Annotated in this window: 23 protein-coding genes and 1 tRNA gene; 2 read left to right on the forward strand and 22 right to left on the reverse strand. The window is 55.5% G+C overall.

What is annotated here, in order from left to right:
• Positions 1-403: 403 nt before the first annotated feature.
• From N3G78_14165 to N3G78_14205, 9 genes are all read right to left on the reverse strand, one after another.
• Complete coding sequence (locus tag N3G78_14165) at positions 404-598, reverse strand: AAA family ATPase (protein MCX8119060.1); 195 nt, start codon at positions 596-598, stop codon at positions 404-406.
• A 220-nt stretch (positions 599-818) separates the two neighbouring features.
• Complete coding sequence (locus N3G78_14170; protein ID MCX8119061.1) at positions 819-2,465, reverse strand: AMP-binding protein; 1,647 nt, start codon at positions 2,463-2,465, stop codon at positions 819-821.
• A gap of 22 nt (positions 2,466-2,487) precedes the next feature.
• Complete coding sequence (locus tag N3G78_14175) at positions 2,488-3,234, reverse strand: ATP-binding cassette domain-containing protein (protein MCX8119062.1); 747 nt, start codon at positions 3,232-3,234, stop codon at positions 2,488-2,490.
• Position 3,235: 1 nt separating this feature from the next.
• Positions 3,236-4,018 carry an ABC transporter ATP-binding protein gene (locus N3G78_14180; GenBank protein MCX8119063.1) on the reverse strand — a complete coding sequence of 261 codons (783 nt, stop codon included), beginning with the start codon at positions 4,016-4,018 and terminating at the stop codon, positions 3,236-3,238.
• Positions 3,997-5,001, reverse strand: a complete 1,005-nt coding sequence (locus tag N3G78_14185; protein MCX8119064.1) for a branched-chain amino acid ABC transporter permease — start codon at positions 4,999-5,001, stop codon at positions 3,997-3,999. Before N3G78_14185 ends, N3G78_14180 begins: the two co-directional genes overlap by 22 nt.
• 102 nt (positions 5,002-5,103) lie before the next feature.
• Positions 5,104-5,976, reverse strand: coding sequence for a branched-chain amino acid ABC transporter permease (locus N3G78_14190; protein ID MCX8119065.1), 873 nt, complete (start codon positions 5,974-5,976; stop codon positions 5,104-5,106).
• Positions 5,977-6,060: 84 nt separating this feature from the next.
• Complete coding sequence (locus N3G78_14195; GenBank protein ID MCX8119066.1) at positions 6,061-7,347, reverse strand: ABC transporter substrate-binding protein; 1,287 nt, start codon at positions 7,345-7,347, stop codon at positions 6,061-6,063.
• A 33-nt stretch (positions 7,348-7,380) separates the two neighbouring features.
• Complete coding sequence (locus tag N3G78_14200; GenBank protein MCX8119067.1) at positions 7,381-8,019, reverse strand: TetR/AcrR family transcriptional regulator; 639 nt, start codon at positions 8,017-8,019, stop codon at positions 7,381-7,383.
• Positions 8,020-8,136: 117 nt separating this feature from the next.
• On the reverse strand, positions 8,137-9,051 hold the full coding sequence (locus N3G78_14205) for a bile acid:sodium symporter (protein ID MCX8119068.1): 915 nt from the start codon (positions 9,049-9,051) through the stop codon (positions 8,137-8,139).
• Positions 9,052-9,171: 120 nt separating this feature from the next.
• On the opposite strand from N3G78_14205, the gene prmA reads away from it, so the two are divergent.
• Positions 9,172-10,053: a 50S ribosomal protein L11 methyltransferase gene (prmA, locus tag N3G78_14210; GenBank protein ID MCX8119069.1), complete on the forward strand. Its 882-nt coding sequence runs from the start codon at positions 9,172-9,174 to the stop codon at positions 10,051-10,053.
• 15 nt (positions 10,054-10,068) lie between these two features.
• Positions 10,069-10,806 carry a 16S rRNA (uracil(1498)-N(3))-methyltransferase gene (locus N3G78_14215; protein ID MCX8119070.1) on the forward strand — a complete coding sequence of 246 codons (738 nt, stop codon included), beginning with the start codon at positions 10,069-10,071 and terminating at the stop codon, positions 10,804-10,806.
• Between the two features lie 481 nt (positions 10,807-11,287).
• On the opposite strand, the gene N3G78_14220 is transcribed toward N3G78_14215, so the two are convergent.
• The 13 genes from N3G78_14220 to cbiF form a co-directional block, all read right to left on the reverse strand.
• Positions 11,288-11,728, reverse strand: coding sequence for a biopolymer transporter ExbD (locus N3G78_14220; GenBank protein MCX8119071.1), 441 nt, complete (start codon positions 11,726-11,728; stop codon positions 11,288-11,290).
• Positions 11,725-12,351: a MotA/TolQ/ExbB proton channel family protein gene (locus N3G78_14225; GenBank protein MCX8119072.1), complete on the reverse strand. Its 627-nt coding sequence runs from the start codon at positions 12,349-12,351 to the stop codon at positions 11,725-11,727. Before N3G78_14225 ends, N3G78_14220 begins: the two co-directional genes overlap by 4 nt.
• A 105-nt stretch (positions 12,352-12,456) precedes the next feature.
• A tRNA-Phe gene (locus tag N3G78_14230) sits at positions 12,457-12,529 on the reverse strand.
• 41 nt (positions 12,530-12,570) lie between these two features.
• The gene (cobT, locus tag N3G78_14235) at positions 12,571-13,632 is read right to left on the reverse strand and encodes a nicotinate-nucleotide--dimethylbenzimidazole phosphoribosyltransferase (protein MCX8119073.1); all 1,062 of its coding nucleotides are present in this window, start codon (positions 13,630-13,632) and stop codon (positions 12,571-12,573) included.
• A 23-nt stretch (positions 13,633-13,655) separates the two neighbouring features.
• The gene (gene cbiB / locus N3G78_14240; GenBank protein ID MCX8119074.1) at positions 13,656-14,603 is read right to left on the reverse strand and encodes an adenosylcobinamide-phosphate synthase CbiB; all 948 of its coding nucleotides are present in this window, start codon (positions 14,601-14,603) and stop codon (positions 13,656-13,658) included.
• Positions 14,604-15,347 carry an adenosylcobinamide-GDP ribazoletransferase gene (gene cobS, locus N3G78_14245; protein MCX8119075.1) on the reverse strand — a complete coding sequence of 248 codons (744 nt, stop codon included), beginning with the start codon at positions 15,345-15,347 and terminating at the stop codon, positions 14,604-14,606. It abuts the gene before it with no gap.
• A complete protein-coding gene (gene cobU, locus N3G78_14250; protein MCX8119076.1) occupies positions 15,344-15,877 on the reverse strand; it encodes a bifunctional adenosylcobinamide kinase/adenosylcobinamide-phosphate guanylyltransferase in 534 nt (177 codons plus the stop codon). Before cobU ends, cobS begins: the two co-directional genes overlap by 4 nt.
• Positions 15,859-16,665, reverse strand: coding sequence for a sugar phosphate isomerase/epimerase (locus N3G78_14255; protein ID MCX8119077.1), 807 nt, complete (start codon positions 16,663-16,665; stop codon positions 15,859-15,861). Before N3G78_14255 ends, cobU begins: the two co-directional genes overlap by 19 nt.
• On the reverse strand, positions 16,662-17,402 hold the full coding sequence (cobA, locus tag N3G78_14260; protein MCX8119078.1) for a uroporphyrinogen-III C-methyltransferase: 741 nt from the start codon (positions 17,400-17,402) through the stop codon (positions 16,662-16,664). The genes N3G78_14255 and cobA overlap by 4 nt, the downstream gene beginning before the upstream one ends.
• Complete coding sequence (locus N3G78_14265) at positions 17,399-17,902, reverse strand: bifunctional precorrin-2 dehydrogenase/sirohydrochlorin ferrochelatase (GenBank protein ID MCX8119079.1); 504 nt, start codon at positions 17,900-17,902, stop codon at positions 17,399-17,401. Before N3G78_14265 ends, cobA begins: the two co-directional genes overlap by 4 nt.
• Complete coding sequence (gene cobJ / locus N3G78_14270) at positions 17,899-18,621, reverse strand: precorrin-3B C(17)-methyltransferase (GenBank protein MCX8119080.1); 723 nt, start codon at positions 18,619-18,621, stop codon at positions 17,899-17,901. The genes N3G78_14265 and cobJ overlap by 4 nt, the downstream gene beginning before the upstream one ends.
• 35 nt (positions 18,622-18,656) lie before the next feature.
• Positions 18,657-19,397: a cobalamin biosynthesis protein gene (locus N3G78_14275; GenBank protein MCX8119081.1), complete on the reverse strand. Its 741-nt coding sequence runs from the start codon at positions 19,395-19,397 to the stop codon at positions 18,657-18,659.
• Positions 19,394-19,615: cobalt-precorrin-4 C(11)-methyltransferase (cbiF, locus tag N3G78_14280; GenBank protein ID MCX8119082.1), on the reverse strand; the 222-nt coding region annotated here is incomplete at its 5' end. The genes N3G78_14275 and cbiF, both read right to left, overlap by 4 nt.

Raw genomic sequence — 19,615 nt, forward strand, 5'->3', positions numbered from 1 at the left:
CGTAATGACAATAGCTTATCAGTTCGTGATGGAGATAGGTCTCGAAGGCTTCTCCGTATTCGGGGGTCCTCCGATGGACCTGCCGGCCTTGTAGGGTGAGGACCACGCCCCCATCGAAGAAGTAGAATTTCGGGGAGGCGAGGGCCTTTCTTTTTTTGATTTCCGCCAGGGGGGCAGTTCGTAAAGGATGAGGGTGTCCTTCAAAATCTCGAAATATTCATAGACCGTCGTCCGAGGGACCTGGGCCTCGTTCGAGACATTGGTAAAGTTCACGATCTGACCGTTGCAAAGGGCCGCGATCCTAAGAAAACGGCAGAAGGCCGGGAGGTTGCGGACGGCACCTTCGGCTACGATCTCTTCCTGTAAATAGAATCAGGTATAAGCCTCTAAATCTCCTTTCGGGTCATCGGAAAAGTAAAGGGAAGCGAAGCTTCCTTGCACTGGAACCCGTGAGGAGAAACCGGATCTTTCGGGTCTCGATGAGGCGGTGCACCTCGTTCAGCAGGAGGGGAAGCCTCTGGATCTCGTCGATGACCACCAGCCGATCTTCCGGCGAAAGCTCCTCGGCCAGTCGGCCGAGGTTTTGGCTGAGGGCCAGAAAAAGCGAGGTGTCGAGAAGGTCATAAACCTTCGCCCCTTTTAAGGAATGGCAGATCAGAGAGGTTTTTTTCCGGTCTGCCGGGGGCCGAAGAGGAAATGGGGCTTTTTCCCAGCAGGGAGGCGAGATCTAAGGTTCTTTCGATATAAGGCGAGGAGAGAGGCTTTCTTTTATCTGTCGTATCCATCGTCAAATATCATGACAAATGAGGACAGAGTTGTCAGGTGGATTTCTCCTGGCGCTTCCGCTCTTCGGCCCTCAACTCGCGCCGGAGGAGCTTTCCCACCTTCGATTTGGGGAGCATGTCTCGGAATTCGATATACTGGGGGACCTTGTAGGAGGCCAGTTTCTGCCGGCACCACTTGATCAGGTCGTATCCCGTGATCCCTTTGATGTCCTCCTTGAGGACGACGAAGGCCTTGATCCGCTCGCCCACGTCGGGGTCTGGCACGCCCACCACACACGCCCCGATCACGGCCGGATGTTCCTGCAGGACCGACTCGATCTCCGAGGCCGACACCCGATAGCCTTTATGTTTGATCGTATCGACCGTCCGATCCACAAAGTAGAGGTATCCCTTCTCGTCCATCGTCACGATGTCGCCGGTCCGATACCACCTTCGGCCATCGAGTTCCACGAAGGAGACGGCCGTCTCCTCAGGTTTGTTCCAGTACTCCCTGACCATCCTGTCCGAGGAGACGATCAGTTCCCCTGGCTCTCCTAAGGGGACCGGTTCGAGGGTATCGGGATCGACGATCTTCACCCTTTTGCTGGGAACGACGAGGCCCATGCTCCTCGGAGGGTTTTCGACGTTCACCGGTGCCATCGCCACTCCCCCGCAGGTCTCTGTGGCCCCGTAGCCCTGGTAAATTCTTTTTCGATATCGTTCCTGCCACCGCGTTTCGATTTCTGTGGGCAGGACATCGCCGGCACAGAAGCAGTATTGGAGGGAGCTGAGGTCGTAAAAATCGACCCGATCATGTTCGAGGATCATCCGGTAGAGGGCGGGCACTCCGACGAAGGTCTTTGCCTTGAACCTCTGGATCGTCTCGAGCATCCCGTCGAGGTTGACCTTGGGCTGGAGGATGAGGGTGCCGCCGAAGCAGAGGGTGGCCAGTTCACAGGCCTGTCCGAGGATGTGAAAGAGGGGCGCGCCGGCTAAGATCCTATTCTCCTCCAGGGGGAAGAGAGGCTCGCTCACCCTCAATTGTTCCTCAGCCGACTCCAGGAAGAGCTCATGGGTGATGGGGACCCCTTTGGGAAATTTGGTCGTCCCCCCCGTGTAGAGGATCTCGAGGATCGAGCTCCCCTCCGGCCTCACCCGGTCGGGCAAAGGGGAGGATCTCCCGAGCAATCGTTTAAAGGGATAGGTGTGGGCCTCCTTCGAGACCTTTCCAGAGGGGATTTTATCGAACGCCTTCCCGAAGGCCCTCTTCCACCAGGGAAGGAGGTCGGCCACGTTGGTCACGACGATCCTTCGGATGTTGGCCCCGGCCATGGCCCTCTGGACATAGCCATAGTTCGTATCGGCGCAGAGGACGGTCTCGGCGCCTGAATCGTTGGCAATATACTGGAGGTCGTGGGAGGTATAGATGGGCGTGATGGGAACGGCGATCCCCCCGATCTTCTGGATGGCCAGCCAGGCGATCACCCACTGGGGAGAGTTGGGGACGTAGAGGACCATCTTGTCGCCCGGGTTCACGCCCATCCCGTAGAGGGCGGAAGCGAATCGTCCCACGTATTCTCCTATTTGGCCATAAGAGTACTGGGTCCCGAGAAAGACGATGGCGGTCTTATCGGGTCTCCTTTGGACCTGGGCCTCGAAGGCTTCGATGACGGTCTTGGGTTTGGAGGGACTCTCGACCATTTCGCTGACCCGTATTGAGGGGTTAAACCCCGAAATAGGCGGCCCGCACCTCAGGATTCTCCATCAGCTCCTTTCCTGTGCCGGTCAGGGTCAACATTCCGTTTTCGATGATATATCCGTAGTCGATCATCGGGAGGATGGGCCTGGCGAACTGTTCGCTGATGAGGGTGGTGATGCCCATCTCCTTCTGGATATTCTTTATGGCGCCGACCAGTTTTGCCTGGATCGCGGGGCTCAGCCCGAGCAGCGGCTCGTCGAGCAGAAGGAGGCTCGGGTTCAGGACGAGGGCCATGCCGATAGCCAGCATCTGCTGTTCGCCGCCGCTCAGGAAGCCCGCCCGGCGGCTTTTCAGGCCGACCAGGGCGGGGAAGAGGTCGAAGACGAAGTCGATGCGCCTCCTCAACTCGGAGCGTGGGACGAGATATCCCGCGATCTTGAGGTTCTCCAGGACATCGCTTTCCGGAAAGATGGGGTGCCGTTCTCTGCAGAGGGCGATCCCCCTTTTGGTCCGGTCGTAGGGCTCCAGATGGGTGATCGCCTCGCCTTGGAAGAGGATCTCGCCCAGGAGGGTGATCCTCTCCCCGCCCTTCCGTTCCTCTTTGATCTTGAGATCGATGATGAGGCCCGAGATGGTGTTCATCAGGGTGGTCTTGCCTGCGCTGTTTGACCCGATCACCCCCACCATCTGCCCTTTTTCGACGCGGAGGCTCAGGTCGTTGATCGCCAGGGCGTTCTCGTAAAAGACGAGAAGGTTTTTGACCTCTAACATCTCACTCCGTCTCCGAGCCGAGGTAGGCCCTCTTCACCTCCTCGCTCTCCATCACCTCTTTCGGGGCCCCTTCGGCTATCTTCTTTCCGAAATTGAGGACGATGACCCGATTCGAAATCCGGAAGAGCTCCCGGAGCCGATGTTCGATCATGATGATCGTCATCTTCTCCGACATCAGCTTTTCGATGATCGGCAGCATGCTTGCCACCTCGGCCATGCTGAGGCCCGAGAAGAGCTCGTCAAGGATGATCAGCTCCGGCCTCAGGGCGAGGCAGAGGGCCAGCTCCATCCTCTTCAGATATCCGTGAGGAAGCACGCTTGCGACCTTGAAGGGGACGAAGGAGTCCCGCTCGAAGCCGACCTCCTCCAGGAGGTCGATGGCGATGGCGTCGCGGTCTCCATACTTTCCGCCTGCCAGTCTCCTCACCCTGGGCGAGTAGAGGGGGATGATGAGGTTCTTGTAGGCCGGGAGCTGATAGAAGGGCTTCACCATCTGAAAGGCCCTTGCGATGCCGAGGTCGGCGATCCGATGGGGCATCCAGCCGGTGATATCCCTTCCCTGATAGAAGACCTTTCCCGAATCGGGTTTGACGAACCCGGTGATGAGGTTGACCAGGGTCGTCTTCCCCGAACCGTTTGGCCCGATGACGCCCAGGATCTCTCCCCTCATCAGGTCAAAGCTTACCGAATCGACCGCTTTCACGCCGCCGAAGGCTTTGGTCAGGCCGCTCACCCTGAGGAGCGGCATCTCCTCTCGATCTTTCATCTCTCGACCTTCACCCATCGTTCGAACTGGTGGTACTTTCTCTGGAGGTAGTGGAAGATGCCCTCGGGGATGGCCACGGTGAAGACGACCAGGAAGAGGCCGTAGATGACGATCCTCAACCCCCCGATGCCGCGGAGCAATTCGGACAGGGGGACCAGGATGAAGGCGCCCAGCAATGGGCCTGCGAAGGTCCCTATCCCGCCCACCACGGCCGAGGCGATCGGAAGGATGGAGTAGTCCATCTCGAAGACGGGCATCCCCACGAACATATAGACATGGGTCATCAGGGCACCGGCAAAGCCTCCCACGGCGCTGGCCAGGAAGAGGGCCTGAGCTTTATACCAGTAGATGTTGATCCCGCTTCTCATGACGGAGCGGTCGTTATCCCGAATGCCACGGAGGACGAGGCCGTAATCGGTGTTGATCAACCGGCGGAAGAAGAAGAGGACGGCGAAGGCAGCGACCAGGCTGAGATACATCTCGAACCGGATGCTCGGAAGGCCCGAAAGGCCGCTCAACCCCTCGGTCCCCCCGAAGATCTTCGTGGCCTCGATGATCCTCACCAACATCAGGGGGAGGGCGAGGGTGACCATGGCGAAGTAGATCCCCCTGAGCCTCAGGACCGGAAGGAGAAGGAGGGTGCAGAGGACCCCTCCCCCGAGGGTGGCGATGGGGATGGTAAATAAGGGGGAAATTTTAAAGGAGTGGTTGAGGATCCCGCTGATATAGGCGCCCACGCCGAAAAAGAGGGCCTGGCCGAGCGAGACCATCCCGGCGGCGGTAAGGAGGTCCCAGCTCAAGGCGAGCAGGGCAAAGACCGAGGTGGAGATCAGGACCTTCTGCCAGTACTCTTCCACCAGGAGGGTGGCGAGAAACAGGGTGAGGATGGGGACGGCTCTCGGGACCAGCAGATAGAGCATCTCCCGATAGGAGAAGAGGGCATAGATATCTTCGGTCCTCGCCTTGATCCCCCGATCGATTCGCTCTTTCCGGTATTCCATAAGGTCTTTTTCAACGCCCTTGTTTCGAACCGTCAACGCTCTTAAACGAATAGCCTATGTTCCTGTTTCAAATTTCCCGTTTTGAAATTCGAATATAAACCCCTATATTCTTTCCTCCAGCTCCTTCTGTTTTCCGAAAAGGCCCGAAGGTTTGATGATAAGGATGATGAGGATGGCAGCGAGGCTCACGATCATCATCCAGTGAGAGCCAATGTAGGTCGCGGTGAAGGTCTGGGCGTAGCCGATCAGAAGGCTGGCAACCAAGATTCCAAAGGTGCTTCCAAGCCCTCCCACGATGCAGACCGCAAGGGCATTGAGAAGGGCGCTGTATCCGCCCTCCACCGCGATCTGCCCGAGGGGGAAGATCGCGATGGCCGCTACCCCCGCCAACCCCGAGCCGAAGGCCAGACTGAAGGTGGCCATCTTGTCCGTGTTGATCCCGAGGACCAGGGCGGTTCGTTCCTCTTGAGCCATGCCCCGGAAGGCAAGGCCCGTCTTGGTGTAATGGGTGAATCCCCAGAGAAAGATGACCAGCGCCACGCCAATCCCAACGATGAGGAGGCGCTGGAGGTCGATGTAGGTCCCCCCCAGGGAGATGCTCCCATCGATGAAGACCGGCAGGGTATATTCGTATCCGACGAAACCCAAGAACCGGAAGAACTCGAGGATGGAAAGGCCGATTCCAAAGGAGGCGATCACCTCGGAAATCGGCATGCCCCTGACCCGGAGGAGGATGAATCGATAGATGAGGCCGCCTATGAGAGCGGTGAATAGGACGGCCAGGACGATGGAGAGGAGGTAGTTGATCTTGAGCCACGACAGAAGCATCCAGGCGGTATAAGCGGAAGTGACATAAAGGGCCCCATAGGCGAAGTTGGCCACCCCGCTGATCCCGAAGGTGAGGTTGAACCCGAGGGCGATCAGGGCCAGGATGACACTGTTGACGAAACCGTAGATGAGGGTCCCTTGGAGCATCTCTCCCGACTTTCCAACTTTTAGGTGGAAAATAGAGGGGGGGAGGTTTGGGAACCTCCCGCCCAGATGTCTAAGAACTCGAACTCATTTGCCAGGTTTTAAGACCCATTCCGGGGCCCAAACTTTCTTCTCCGCTAAGGCAGGCGGATAGACGATCCTGCGCTCTCCTGCCTCGCTCCACTGGAACATGACCGCCACCGCCTCTTTGGCGGGATCGAGACCGTAGACCACCTGATGGCCTTTGTCGAATTTGATTCGGCCCATGACCCCCACCCTATCCGTCTTTTCCAGGGAGGCCACCAGGGCTTCCGGTTCGATCGTCCCTGCCCTCTCGATGGCCTCTTTCAGGATGTAGACCGATTCATAGGAGGGAGCGGGTCCGTGGCCGGACTGGACGGCCTCTTTATATTTCTTCTTGTAGGCTTCGTAAAATTCCCTGGCCGGTGGGTGCTTGGCCGAAGGGATGTTCCCCAATTCGAAGATGGCATTGAGCAGTCCTCCGATCTGTCCATCGAAGGTCTTCCAGGCGGCCTCGCCCGCCATGGGTGAGATAAAGCCTGCCATCAGGGCCGGGACCCTGATGCTCTTGTACTGTTTTACCAGAATACCGCTCTGGGGCATGTCGAAACAGGTAAACAGGATCTGGGCCCCTGTGGCCTTGGCCTTCATCAGGGCCGAGGAGAAATCGGAGGCCCCTGTCGGGAATTCGTCGTGCCCAGCGACCTCCCATCCGGCTTTTTCATACCATCCCTTGAGGGCTGAGGTGGTACCCCTGGCCCACAACACATCTTGGTTCATCAGATAGGCCTTCTTGAAACCGAAGTCCTTGTTCAATTCGGCCATCACCCCGGTCAGAAGCCCCACAAGATACCTCGAGTTCAGGCAGGTCCGGAAGACATATTTGTATTTCTCCGGGTTTTCGATGATCTTCGCCTCCGAGGCCGGCGTCATGGCGATGGTTCCGAGCATAGGGACTTTATACTTGGCCAAGAGGTCCATGCTCGCCAAGAGGGCCTCCGACCTGAAGGGACCGACCACGATGGCATGGACCTTTTTGTCGAGGATGATCTTCTCAATCCCGAGCAGGGCCTCGGGGACCGGGACTCCCGGGGCTCCATCCCGGATCTCGCTCGCCTCCACTTTTATTAAATGTTTGCTTCCTTTGAGGGTGATCCCCCCTTTGGCGTTGATCTCCTCCACTGCAAGTTGAACCGCTTTCAGACTCTCTCCGCCCTCCAGAGACCCTAAAAAGGTGGGGACGCCGATGATGATCGGGTCTCCGGGCTTGAGCTGGGCAAAGGCGGGTGGAAGGGGTGCCCAAAAGGGGACGCAGAGTATCAGGATCGCGACTAAGAAGGCCTTTTTCTCCATCTCCCTCTCCTCCTTTCTCTTCTTTGGTCTTCATTATCCTCCAGGCCTGGATGAGACCTGGCCGCTTCCCTGAAGCAAAATCCCGCTGAGAAAGACCTCGCTGAAGATATTTCCTAACTCGTTGGGGCTGATCCCCTTTTTGGCCTTGGGGTTGTACCATTGGTAAGTCCAGTGCACCATCCCGAAAAAGATAAAGGCCAGGATCGAAGGGTTGATGGGCTTTAAGAGGTTCCGGTCGGCCAGATCTCTAAATAGGGATTTCAGGGCCTTGACATAATCCCTCTCTTTTTCAATACAGATCTGTTGGTGTTCGGGATTGAGCCCCTTTATCTCCGTGGCGAGGAGGGTTAACTCCTGTTTGTGTCCGGCATACTGCTCGACATAAAACTTACAGACCCGTCTCAGCTTTTCGACGGGATCGATCTCGGAGCAGTAGATCTCCATGATCTTCTGGTAAGCTTCGTCCATGAAGGAGGTCATGATCTCGAAAAGGATCCTCTCCTTGGTAGGAAAATAGTAGAACATCCCCGGGACGCTGATCCCGGCCTTTTCGGCAATGTCCCGAACGGAGGTGCCCTCGAATCCCCTCCGCGCGAAAAGGGCCGTGGCGGCCTTGAGGATGCGAGCCCTGTTCAAGGGGAAAGACCGAAAACGACGACGGCCGGTAGACATCAAATTAAACCGAGCGATCGATAAAAATATTAAAATCACTGACTATCAGAAAAGGAAATTTTTGTCAAGAATTTTCTGAAGATGGGTGTCAGAAAAGCATGGAGAGCGGACAGATCCTCAGCCCCACCGTCTCTGGAAGTAGGCAAACCACATCAGAAAGAGGAATTCGAAAGGGATGGTGAGGGCCGAGGGGACAGCGGCCCTCTCGTTGAAGATCAAAAGGGAAAGGGCTGCGGCCAGCCCCAGATTTTTATAAGAGCCGAAGAGGACGTAACTGATCCTTCGCCTTGGATCAACCTTCAGCCATCTCGACCATAGATCGATGAGGTGGCCGCTGACGAAGGTCCTGAGGAAGGCGATGGCAAAGATCAAAAGGAGGAGGTCGAAAGGACCGAAAAAGACCTCTCGATTCATGCCGATCACGATGTAGAGGATCAGGGAAAACCCGAAATTGATGAGGGGGCCCATCTTGGGCTTAAAGGTTGGGAAGCCTCTCCATCTCAGGAGAAGTCGAGAGAGTAGAAAGGGAAGGAGGATGAGCTGAAGCAGGGTCAGCACGATTCTTGAGGGATCGATCGCAGCCACATCGAGAAAGAGAAAGGAGATCATGGGGGCGGCCAAGAGGGCGAAGAGATAGATCCAGGTGGACCCCAACAAGGAGACGATCATCTCCCCCTTCAGCAGATAGGTGAACGGAATGACGGCTACCGCCGAAGGGACGGCGGCCATTACGACATATCCCACCTGAAGGTCGGGATCGGAAATCCAGAGGTGGTTGGCCAGGAGGATGAGACCGCTCAAGAAAGGGTAATGGATGAGCGTGACGAGCAGGATATCCTTGAGATAATCCTTCATCTGCCTCAGCTCTCTGAGGGTGATGTGGGTCGTCGAAAGCGTCATGATCATGACGAGGGCAGGCAGGATCAAACCCCTCAAAGGCCGTGCGGGCTCCCCCCATGAGAGGCCGAAAAGGAAGGCGGTGAGCAGCAGGAGATTGCGGTTCTTAAAATAGCGGATCAAGAGGTCGATCATCTTCCCCTCCGCTTCTCTAATACATATCTTTTGTAGCCTCCCGTTTCAAGACAGGGGGAGCGTTCCGTTAGATCCGGATCGGTTTGACAAAGGAATTGAAACGATGGTAGGTATATCGCCATGAAACGGTGGTTAAGCCTTTCTCTACGACTTCCCAAAGGGCTATCCGAGCCTCTCTCCAATTTTCTCATGGAACAAGGGGCCTCAGGCCTCGAGACCGTGGAAGAGGATCTCGAAAGAGAAACACTGAAGGCCTATTTCCCAGCAGGCCGAGGTGAAAGAGGAATCGTCCGATCGGTTCGAAGCTATCTGAGGTCTCTGTCCACACTCCACTCCGGAATCCCTCCTGTCGTAATCGAAACGGGCCATCTCATCGATCAAGATTGGGGGGCGAGCTGGAAGAGGTTTTTTAAGCCCATTCGGCTGGGGTCGAGGCTGATCGTAAAACCCCCTTGGGCCAGGGTTCGGGCGAAAAGGAATGAGATTTTGATCGAAATCGATCCCGGGATGGCCTTTGGGACCGGAACCCATGCCACCACCCAGCTATGTCTGAGGGCCTTGGAGAAAAGGCTGAAGGGAAAAGACCTCGAGGTGCTCGATGTAGGGACCGGCTCTGGAATCCTGGCGATTGCGGCGGCCCGATTGGGGGCGAAAGAGGTTTGGGGGATCGATGTAGACCGAGCGGCGGTTGAGAAGGCCAGAGAGAATGTCGTCCGAAACGGGGTTGACGATCGCGTCCGGCTCAGGAGAGGCAGGATCGGAAGGGTCTCGAAGAAATTCGATCTGGTGGTGGCGAACATCGATTTTAAGAGTCTGAAGAGGATGAAACGGCCGCTCGTCAATCATCTTCGGGACGGTGGGTTCCTCATCCTTTCGGGGATCCTGAAGACCGAGGAGAGGAAGATCCGGAAACCTTATGAGGATTCAGGTTTATTGAAATGGGTCGAGACGGATCGGCAGAGAGAATGGATTTGCCTCACGTTTCAGAGGAAAAGGGCATGAGCGCGGAGGGGATCGATGGCGCGGTTTTATCTCCCCCGTCCTCGCCTTGAGGGAAATCGATTGGTGCTTCAAGGAAATGAGGTGAGGCACCTCCGAAACTCCCTCCGGCTTCGGCAAGGAGACGACCTGATCGTCTTCGATGGCGAGGGGAGGGAATATGAGGGCCGAATCCTGAGGGTCGAACCGACCTCCGCTTTGATCGAAATCCGTCAGATCAACCTCTCCTTAAAAGAGTCTCCCCTCGAGGTAACCCTGGCCCAGAGCCTTCTCAAGGGCGAGAAGATGGACTATCTGGTGCAGAAGGCGACGGAATTGGGGGTGAAGCGGATCATCCCCTTTCTCTCTTCGAGATCCATCCCCCTCTTGGAAAGATCGAAGGAGACCGAAAGAGTACGCCGCTGGGAGAGAATTGCTATCGAGGCCTCAAAACAGTCCGGGAGAGGGTTCATTCCCAAAATCGAGCCGCCATGGCCCTTCTCCGAGATGCTCCGATCTACACCTCGGGAGGGTTTACGGATGGTTCTCAACGAAAAGGGAGGAAGAAGGCTAAAAGAGGTATTAAGAGAATCGCCAGAAAAGAGATCTGTATTTTTCATCGTCGGGCCGGAAGGGGGGTTGAGTGAGAAAGAAACCGAAGCCGCCTTGGATTGCGGATTTCTCCCGGTCGTTCTGGGTGGGAGAATTTTGAGGGCAGAGACGGCAAGTCTCTGCCTTCTAAGCATCCTTCAATACGAGTGGGGAGATATTGGATAAAAACCTCTAAAGAAAAGGGCAATTCCCATTTGAGAATTGCCCTTTCAGAAAGGAGGGGTATGAAGGGCCCCACCTGACCTCTGCCGAAGGCTGGCTGAAATCAGGCAGGGTGGGGTTAAGCGGCCTTCTTCTCCAGATTTTCCATATGCTCTTTGTAGGTTTTGCATTCAGAAATTAGCTTGCACTTCCTTTTGCACACCTCGATGTGAATCTTTGGACTTCCCTTTCTCTTATCACAAATCAAATAATTCATGATCACGCGCCCCTTTCAACCCAAAATTGGATGATATCTACATATTGAAACGGCCTTATTTTAAAACACAAAATATAGAAATGTCAAGGGGGATTTTTAAAAATTCGAAATTTTTTTATTAAAAATTTCGGAGGGTTCCATTATCAAGGGGAAGTAATATGGAAGGTTCTTAAAATCATCTTTAAGAAATTTAAGGTTTTTCCCTTATGGAAAGCATTTAAAATTGCCCTATGGATGGGTTGAAGAGGGGTGCTTTTCCTCGACCGATATCCCCAACTTTTCCACACCCGAGCTCTTGGCTGCATCGAGAACCTGTACCACCCTTTCAAAAACGACACTTCTATCCGCCCTTACGATGACCGGTCTTTCCCTGTTAAAGGTGATGAGGGTTTCGAGTTCTTTTTTCAACTCCCTAAGGGCAATGGGTTTGTTCCCGAGGAAGATCTCGTTTTGGCTGTTGATGTTGACGATGACAGGATCTTTCTGATCAAGGGGTAATTTCACGTCCGCCCGGGGGAGCTGAATGAGGATTTTGGATTCCTTCATGGGATTGAAGGTATAGACCAAGCTGAAGGCGGTGAAGAAGAAGATAAAGATGTTGAGGATGATGTCGGTAAACGCAAGGGATTCGAGAGAGACCCTGAATTCTCTTCTGGCTTTGATCTTCATCGGGCACCTCCCTCACGGCTCTGGGAGAGGAGATCGAGAAGTTCATTCCCGTAATAGGTCATCTCCTGGGCGTGATGCCTGATCCTCCCCATGATGAGATGGTAGAAGATGAAACCGGGGATGGCGACCGAAAGGCCCGCTGCGGTGGTGATCATGGCCTGGTAGATCCCGGCTGCCAGGGCATTGACCGTGATGTTGGCTCCCATCTGCTCCCAGGCCATGAAGGCCTGGATAAGTCCGATGATGGTCCCGAGGAAACCCATCATCGGTTCCACCCCCACGATGATGATAAGAGCACTCATATATCGCTCAAGATACTGGATCTGTTCATCTCCCTCCCTTTCCATCATCGCCTCGATCTCCTGCCGGCTGAGATGGCGGTTGAGGATTCCGATCCTGAAGAGGTTTCCGATGGGGTGCCTCACCCTTGCACATTGTTCCAGGGCCTTCTGAAACTGTCCTTTGTCGAGGTATTCAAAAATCTTACGCGTAAAGCGGGGGAGGTTCAGGCGGATACGCCAAAGGGCCCATAATCGGTCAAGGACAATGGCCAGGGCGATGACCGATCCGAGGATGATGGGGATCATGATCACCCCGCCTTTGATGAGGAGCGAGACGAACATGGTTGGCCTCCGGAGCCGCGGGTTCAGGCGGGCAAACCCAACTGCAATAATTGGCAATAGGATGAAAAAATAGGGCAACCGAAATTGCCCTTTTTAAACAAAAAGTGCCGGGTCGCGGAATCGAACCACGGACACGAGGATTTTCAGTCCTCTGCTCTACCGACTGAGCTAACCCGGCATCCTGAATTATCCCATTTATATTACAACCTCTTCGATGTGTCAAGAGCCTGTTTTTTCAGAAACCCCTGCTTCGGCAAAAGTTGCCATCTCGTTGAGGATCTTCAAGCTGGCTTCGACCAGGGAGATGCCCAGAGCCGCTCCGGTCCCTTCTCCCAAACGGAGGTCGAGATTGAGCAGGGGTTTGAGGCCGAGGTGTTCAAGGACGATCCGGTGGCCCTGTTCGACCGATTGATGGGAGGCGATGAGATAGGGCTTGACCTGAGGGGCCAGACCCGCAGCGATCAAGGCGGCGGCTCCGGAGATGAAGCCGTCGATGACGACCGGAATTTTATATCTTGCCCCCGCCAAGATAACGCCGGCGATGCCTCCGATCTCGAACCCTCCCACCTTGGAGAGGACATCGATCGGATCTTTCGGGTCAGGCCGATTGATGTCCAGCGCCTTCTCGATGACCTCCACTTTTTTCTCCCATCCTTTATCGTCAAGTCCTGTTCCTCTACCTGTGACTGTCCTGACCTCCGCTCCTGTGATGGCGGCTGTGATGGCACTGGAGGGAGTCGTATTTCCTATTCCCATATCCCCAGTGCCCAGGATATCCACTCCTTTACTTAATTCTTCCTCGACCAGTTCGATCCCCGCCCCGATGGAGCGGACCGCCTCCTGGCGGCTCATGGCGGGCCCTTTGGCCATATTCTTCGTTCCCATAGCCACCTTCTTGTCCTTAAGATCCGGATGCTTCTCCAAGACCGCGGCCACGCCGAGGTCAGCCACCACCACCCTTGCTCCCACGTGTCGGGCAAGGACGTTGATGCCTGCGCCCCCTCGCAGGAAGTTATAGACCATCTGAGGTGTGACCTCGGATGGATAGGCGCTCACGCCCTCTTCAGTCACCCCGTGATCTCCCGCAAGGGTGAAGATGACTTTGTGTTCGATCTTGGGCCTCGGGGTTCCTTTGATCCCCGCTATCTGAATGGACAAGGACTCCAGTTGCCCAAGGGAACCCTGGGGTTTCGTTAAATTGTCCTGCCTCGCTTCCGCTTCTTTCATGGCCTTCTCGTCGAGTGGTTGAATGTTCGAGATCGTCTGGTTCAGTTTCTCCATGAAACCCTCCTTGTCCTGAATTTTTATTGGAATTGGATAATCAAAATGGCAACCAAAGCGGCAATGAGAGAGGTCGCAATCATCAGGTGAAGCGACGCCTTTACCTCTTGGATCGTAATCCGATTTCCGGGATCGCCTATCAAAGGTTTCTGGGTGCGCCTCCCAAAGTAATAATTCTCGCCTCCCAATTGGATGTTCAGCGCCCCTGCCACGGCTGCTTCAGGATAGCCACTGTTGGGGCTTGGATTTTTTCCTCCGTCCCTCCAGGCTACCCTCCATGCCCCTCTCCAGTCCTTTCTCAGGAGAAGGGATGAAAGGGTAAAGAAGAGAACCGTCATCCGGGCCGGTATAAAATTTGCGAGGTCGTCAGCCCTGGCCGAGGCCCATCCAAAATATCGGTAGCGTTCGTTCTTATAGCCAATCATCGAGTCCAGGGTGCTGAGGGCCTTGTAGGCCATCGCCAGAGGGGGGCCTCCAAGGGTTAGGTAGAAGAGGGGGGCGACGATCCCGTCCGATGTATTTTCAGAGGTCGTTTCGATCAAAGCTCGGCAAACCTCTCCTTCATCGAGTTGACCCGTGTCACGGCTTACCAAATATCCCACCCCTGTGCGTGCCTTCGATAACTCTCCTTTCTCAAGGTCGTTGACAATCTCTCTTACCTCCACATAGAGGTTCTGGGTTGCCAGTGTGGTATAGGCAAAAAAGACGGTCAACAAGGAGGAAAGGGTGGGATGAATCCAACCGGCCATCCGAATCACTCCCCAGGTGATTAACCCTGCACCTCCGACGATTAAAACCATGAGGATCCCACCCCAGAGACGTTGACGGAAGGTGGAGTCGCCTTCCCGAAGCCACCTTTTCTCAAAAAATTGGATGGCCCTCCCGATCAGTTTCACTGGATGAGGAAACCCTTTTGGATCTCCGAAGATCCAGTCTGCGACATAGGCCAACGAAAGTTCCAGCGCGGTCATTCATGAACCACCGAGGATCAAGATAAGAAAGAGAAAGAGCAGTTCCGAAAGTTCGTTTGCCCCGCCCAAGATGTCGCCCGTCACCCCGCCCAACCTCCTGATGAAATAGAGACGATACAGAAGGGCGAAGAGAGAGGTTCCCACGAAAGCGAGCACCCCCCTTAAACCCATCAGTCCCGTGGCGAGGCCGAGGGCAGAAATCGAAGAGATGAGCAACTCCCGAAGAGTGAGATGGTCTGCAAAAGGTTTAGCCAACCCGCCGCTCGATCTCGCATAGGCCGATCGGTAACAGACCAGGACCATCGAATTTCTTCCAAGGGCCGTCATCAGGGGAAAGGCGTAAAAAATAGCCGGCTCAGAAATCTGATCGAGGCAGAGATACTTCCCTCCGAGGAGGAGGATCAGGCCGATCACGCCGAAGGTGCCGATCCGGCTGTCTTTCATGACCTCGAGGATCTTCTGCCTCGTCCCTCCCGTGGCCAGGCCGTCGAGGGTGTCTGCCCATCCATCTAAGTGGAGCCCCCTGGTTAAAAAGGCGAGAAGCCCGATCGTTAACCAGAGGACAATGGGTCTCGGAAAAAGCAGAGAGAAGAGATAGTAGCCCAAACAGAGAAGCAACCCGATCAGCAGACCCACCGCAGGATAGAAGGCCATCGAACGAGCCAGCGCTTTCTCCTCAACGGCATGGCCCTTCCCCACAGGAAGGATCGTCAAAAATGAGATGGCCAGGAGAAGAGATTTCATGCCCTCCCCTTAAGGAATATCGGCAATCCTGAGACCATGAAAATCACCGTATCGGAAGTTTCCGCCAGCTTTTGATTGATGGTCCCTGCGAGATCTCGAAATCGCCGGGCAACCGGCTCGGCCGGCACGATCCCCATTCCGACCTCGTTGGAGACCAGGATGAAGGACGCTGGACTTCTTTTGACCGCTTCGAGAAATCGTTCCATTTCGGCCATGATCCTCTCTTCGTCATCCCATTTTAAAAGGAGATTGGAGATCCAGAGGGTGATGCAGTCGAGGAGGACCACCTGATCGCCTTCGCGGATTTGGCTCACTCTGTTGACAATTGCTAAGGGTTCCTCGATGGTCTGCCATTCGGGCCCCCTTCCCTTTTTGTGAAGTTCTATGCGTCTGGCCATCTCTTCATCGAGGGGTTCGCAGGTGGCCAGGTAAATCTTCTTTGCGTAGGACCGATTTGCATAATCGAGAGCAAATCGGCTCTTCCCGCTTCTGCATCCGCCGGTGATGAAGATCACTCGCTTCTTTCCCATCTCTCCTCCAGAACCTCTAATGAATGGGTCAGGTCATTCAATGAAAAGACTTCGATGGAGAGGACTCCCGTAAAATTTTTGAGATGGGAGCAAATGAGGTCAACCGTTTTCTCTTCCAGATGATCGATTCCAAGATGGTCTATTCCATTCCGAAAGCCGTGGAGGTGGACGATAGAGGTTTGGGGGAGGTACTTATTTAGATAACGCTCCACATCCTGTCCGTATAAAAGGATATGGCCGAGGTCAAGACAGATGGAGAACCCAAATTCCATTATGATGCCTTCGATCCATTCGAAGGGGTAGCTTAGGGTCTCGATGGAGATCTTTTTCGAGGGGGTCTTCCAATCCTCTATCTTTTTTAGGCTCCGGACGAGCCGGCTCTGCCAGGAGGGGATACCCTCCTCGTCCTTGCCGCTTGGGTCTTTAAGGGAGAGATGGAGCGTGTAAGTAGAGGGATCGAGCGAACGGGTCCGTTCGATCACCCTTTTTAAGACGGAGATCCCTCTTTCCCTGATCTCGTCGCTTCTGTCGCCGAGGTAGATGTCGATGGGAAGGTGGACATTGAAACCCAATCCCTCTTCTGCCGAAAGCTCCTTCAAGGCACAAATCTCTTCTTCGTCCGGGAGATTATCCTCTCCCTCGCTCTCGAAGAGGACCAGCTCCACCTCATCGANCGATGGGCCTAAAAGCTTCGCATTGGGAAGGATCCGCTCGGGGACGATATAGGAGGTGGTGGCCAATCGGAAGGGAAACCTCCCCCGGTAGGTTTTCAACCGTATGGGGTTCATGCCTTGATCGGGTCCCTCCATGGAATTCTCAATTTGACCACCTCGCCCACGACGAAGACGGCGGGGGCCTTCACCTTTTCAGCCCTCGATCGCTCCACTATGTCGGAGAGATCCCCTTGGATCACTCTCTGTTCCGGGAGGGTCCCCTTCTCGACCAAGGCACAGGGAGTGTCTGGATCCCTTCCGGCTTCTATGAGGCGCTGGACGATCCTTTCGAGGTTGGCGACCGGCATCAGGAAGACGAGGGTATCGGCGTTGACCACTGGGATCTCTCCGTCGTTCCTCCGATGGCCGGTGATGATGGCCACCGAAGAGGCAAACTCCCGATGGGTTAAAGGCACTCCGGCAGAAGCGGGAACGGCAATCGCAGAACTCACCCCTGAGACGATCTCGAAAGGGATGTTCTGCTCCGTTAGAAAGAGCGACTCCTCGGCTCCACGGCCGAAGACGAAGGGATCGCCGTTCTTCAGACGGACGACGATCCGATGCTGCCTGGCCTTTTCCGCGAGGAGCCGGTTGATCTCCTCCTGCTTCAGGGTGTGGTACTTCGGAGATTTTCCGACGCAGATCAGTTCCGCCTCTTTCCTTGCCAGGGAGAGAAGCTCCTGGCTCACCAAGAAATCGTAGACGATCGCATCGGCTTCTTGGATCAGTTTCAATCCCTTAACCGTGATCAGTTCAGGGTCTCCCGGGCCTGCTCCCACGAGATAGACCTTTCCAATGGGACCTACATTCATGTCGAACTCTCCCTCTTCTTCAGTTGATATCGCTTTCCTTTCGAAAGGCAACCTTCTTCTATCAGTCTCTTCAGGGTATTCCTGACCTCGACTGACCTCGCCGGAGAGACGCCACCGGTGGAGACTCCGATGGTCAGGCCTCTCTTTCGGAGGACGGCGGGAAGGATGAAGGTGGACTCCCCGGCCGAATCGCAGACGTTGACCGGAACCCCCAATCGCTTCGCCTCTCGTCCGATCCGGGCGTTTGCCTTTCTCGACGAGGTGGCCGCGAAGACGAGAAAGGCTCCTTCGATGAGACCGGGACGGTACTCTCCTTCGAGATACTCGATCCTTCTCCCCTTGGCCATCTTCGAGAGTCGATCGGTCAGCCTCGGGCTGATCACCTTGACCTTCGCCCCGCAATGGAGGAGGTTCCCGACCTTTCTTTCGGCTACTTTCCCACCGCCAAAGACGACGCACCTCTTTCCCCGGATGTCGAGGAGGACGGGATAATATCTCATCGGGCTTCCCCTTCTCCGATGCGGTAGCCCCGCGGGGTGATCATGTACTTGCCTTTGATATAGGTGGCCGAATTGCCGACGACGATCGTCGTCCCCATATCGATCCCCCTGAACGTAGAAAGAGACCTCAGGTGGGTGATCCTCACCCTCTCGCCCTTCCGTTTCGCATTTCGGACGACGCCCACCACCGTCTCCGGCGAGCGGTACCTCATCAGGATCTCCCAGGCCTTCTTGAAAGGCTCGCTCCGGGTTCGGCTCTTTGGGTTATAGAGGACGAGCACGAAGTCTCCCTGGCAGGCCGATTCGATCCTCTTCTCGATGAGCCGGAGATCCGTCAGCCGATCGCTCAGGGAGATGACGACGAAATCGTTCATCAAAGGTGCGCCGAGAAGGCTTGCGCAGGCGGAGGCCGAAGTGATTCCGGGGATGATCTCGATGGGAAGCCGCAGAATTTCTTCTTCCCTTAAGACCTCTAAGACCACACCTGCCATTCCGTAAATGCCCGGGTCGCCGCCGGAGACGAGACAGACCTTCTGGCCTGCGAGGGCCCTTTCGATGGCCAATCTCGCCCTTTCGACCTCCTGGGTCATGCCCGATGGGATGATCTCTTTTTCACCTCCGAGGTCCCCTTTAAGCATGTTGAGGACCAATTGGACGTAGCCTCGATAGCCCACCAGGACCTCGCAATCCCGGATCGCCTCGAAGGCTTCCGGAGTCAACCAACTCCACTGGCCAGGGCCGATCCCGACGATCTTTAGTTTTCCCGGGCGATGGCCACGCAGACCCTTCCCCGTTTGTGTTTGGGAACGAGGAGGCTCGTCCGTCTTCCCGCGATGAGGGCGCAAGGTTCGCACACTCCCTCCACTCCGATTTTTTCTTTGACGAGGCTGGACCTCCGGTAAGGTCCGCTAAACCTTTTTACGAGATCGGAGGAGATCGTCCTAAAGGGGATCCCGAGGCTCTGGCAGGCCTGCCTCAGACCTGGCTCCTCCCGCTTCAGATCGATCGAGACGACCCATCGGACCTCCTGCCTTGAACGGCCAGCTGCTCTGAGGGCCTCATCGATCGCATCGATGATCTCCTCTGAAGATGTCCCTTTTCGACAGCCCACGCCCACGATCAGGTCCTTCTTCGCCTCCGAGGCGGTCGTGATCACCGGCTCCGCACCCAGGATGGAGCCGACCTCGACCGCTAAGAGATTGGCCCCTCCCTCGTGTCCGGAGAGGGCGCTTATGGCGAACCTCCTCCCCTCGTCCACCACCACGACCGCAGGGTCCTCGTATTTGCTTTTGATGAACGGAGCGATGACCCTTATCACGATCCCCAACGCCATCACGAAGACGAGCCCTTCGTATTGATCGAAGATCTTCTCCACGGTCTTCCGAAGGGAGCCGGGCTTCGTGAGAAGGTAGACCTCGCTTCCGATGAGGGTTTCGCATAGCTCCTGGCCGATCCTTCTTCCCTCCGGCGTGATGGCGATGATGGCTATCTTCATAGGTCTGTCCTTTTTCGAAAACCGTGTTCGAAGGTCCCATCGTAAAGCTTCGATCTTCGATAACCCCTCCGGAAGACCTCTCCCACGAGGATGAGGGCCTGGCGTCGGATGCCCGCCTCCTTCACCCTCCCGGCGATGTCGGAAAGCGTTCCTTCGATCCTCCTCTCCTCGGGCCAGGAGGCCTTCTCGATCACGAGGGCCGGCGTCTCCTCTCCGTA

This window comes from Thermodesulfobacteriota bacterium (assembly GCA_026415035.1).
Lineage (GTDB): Bacteria > Desulfobacterota > BSN033 > BSN033 > UBA1163 > RBG-16-49-23.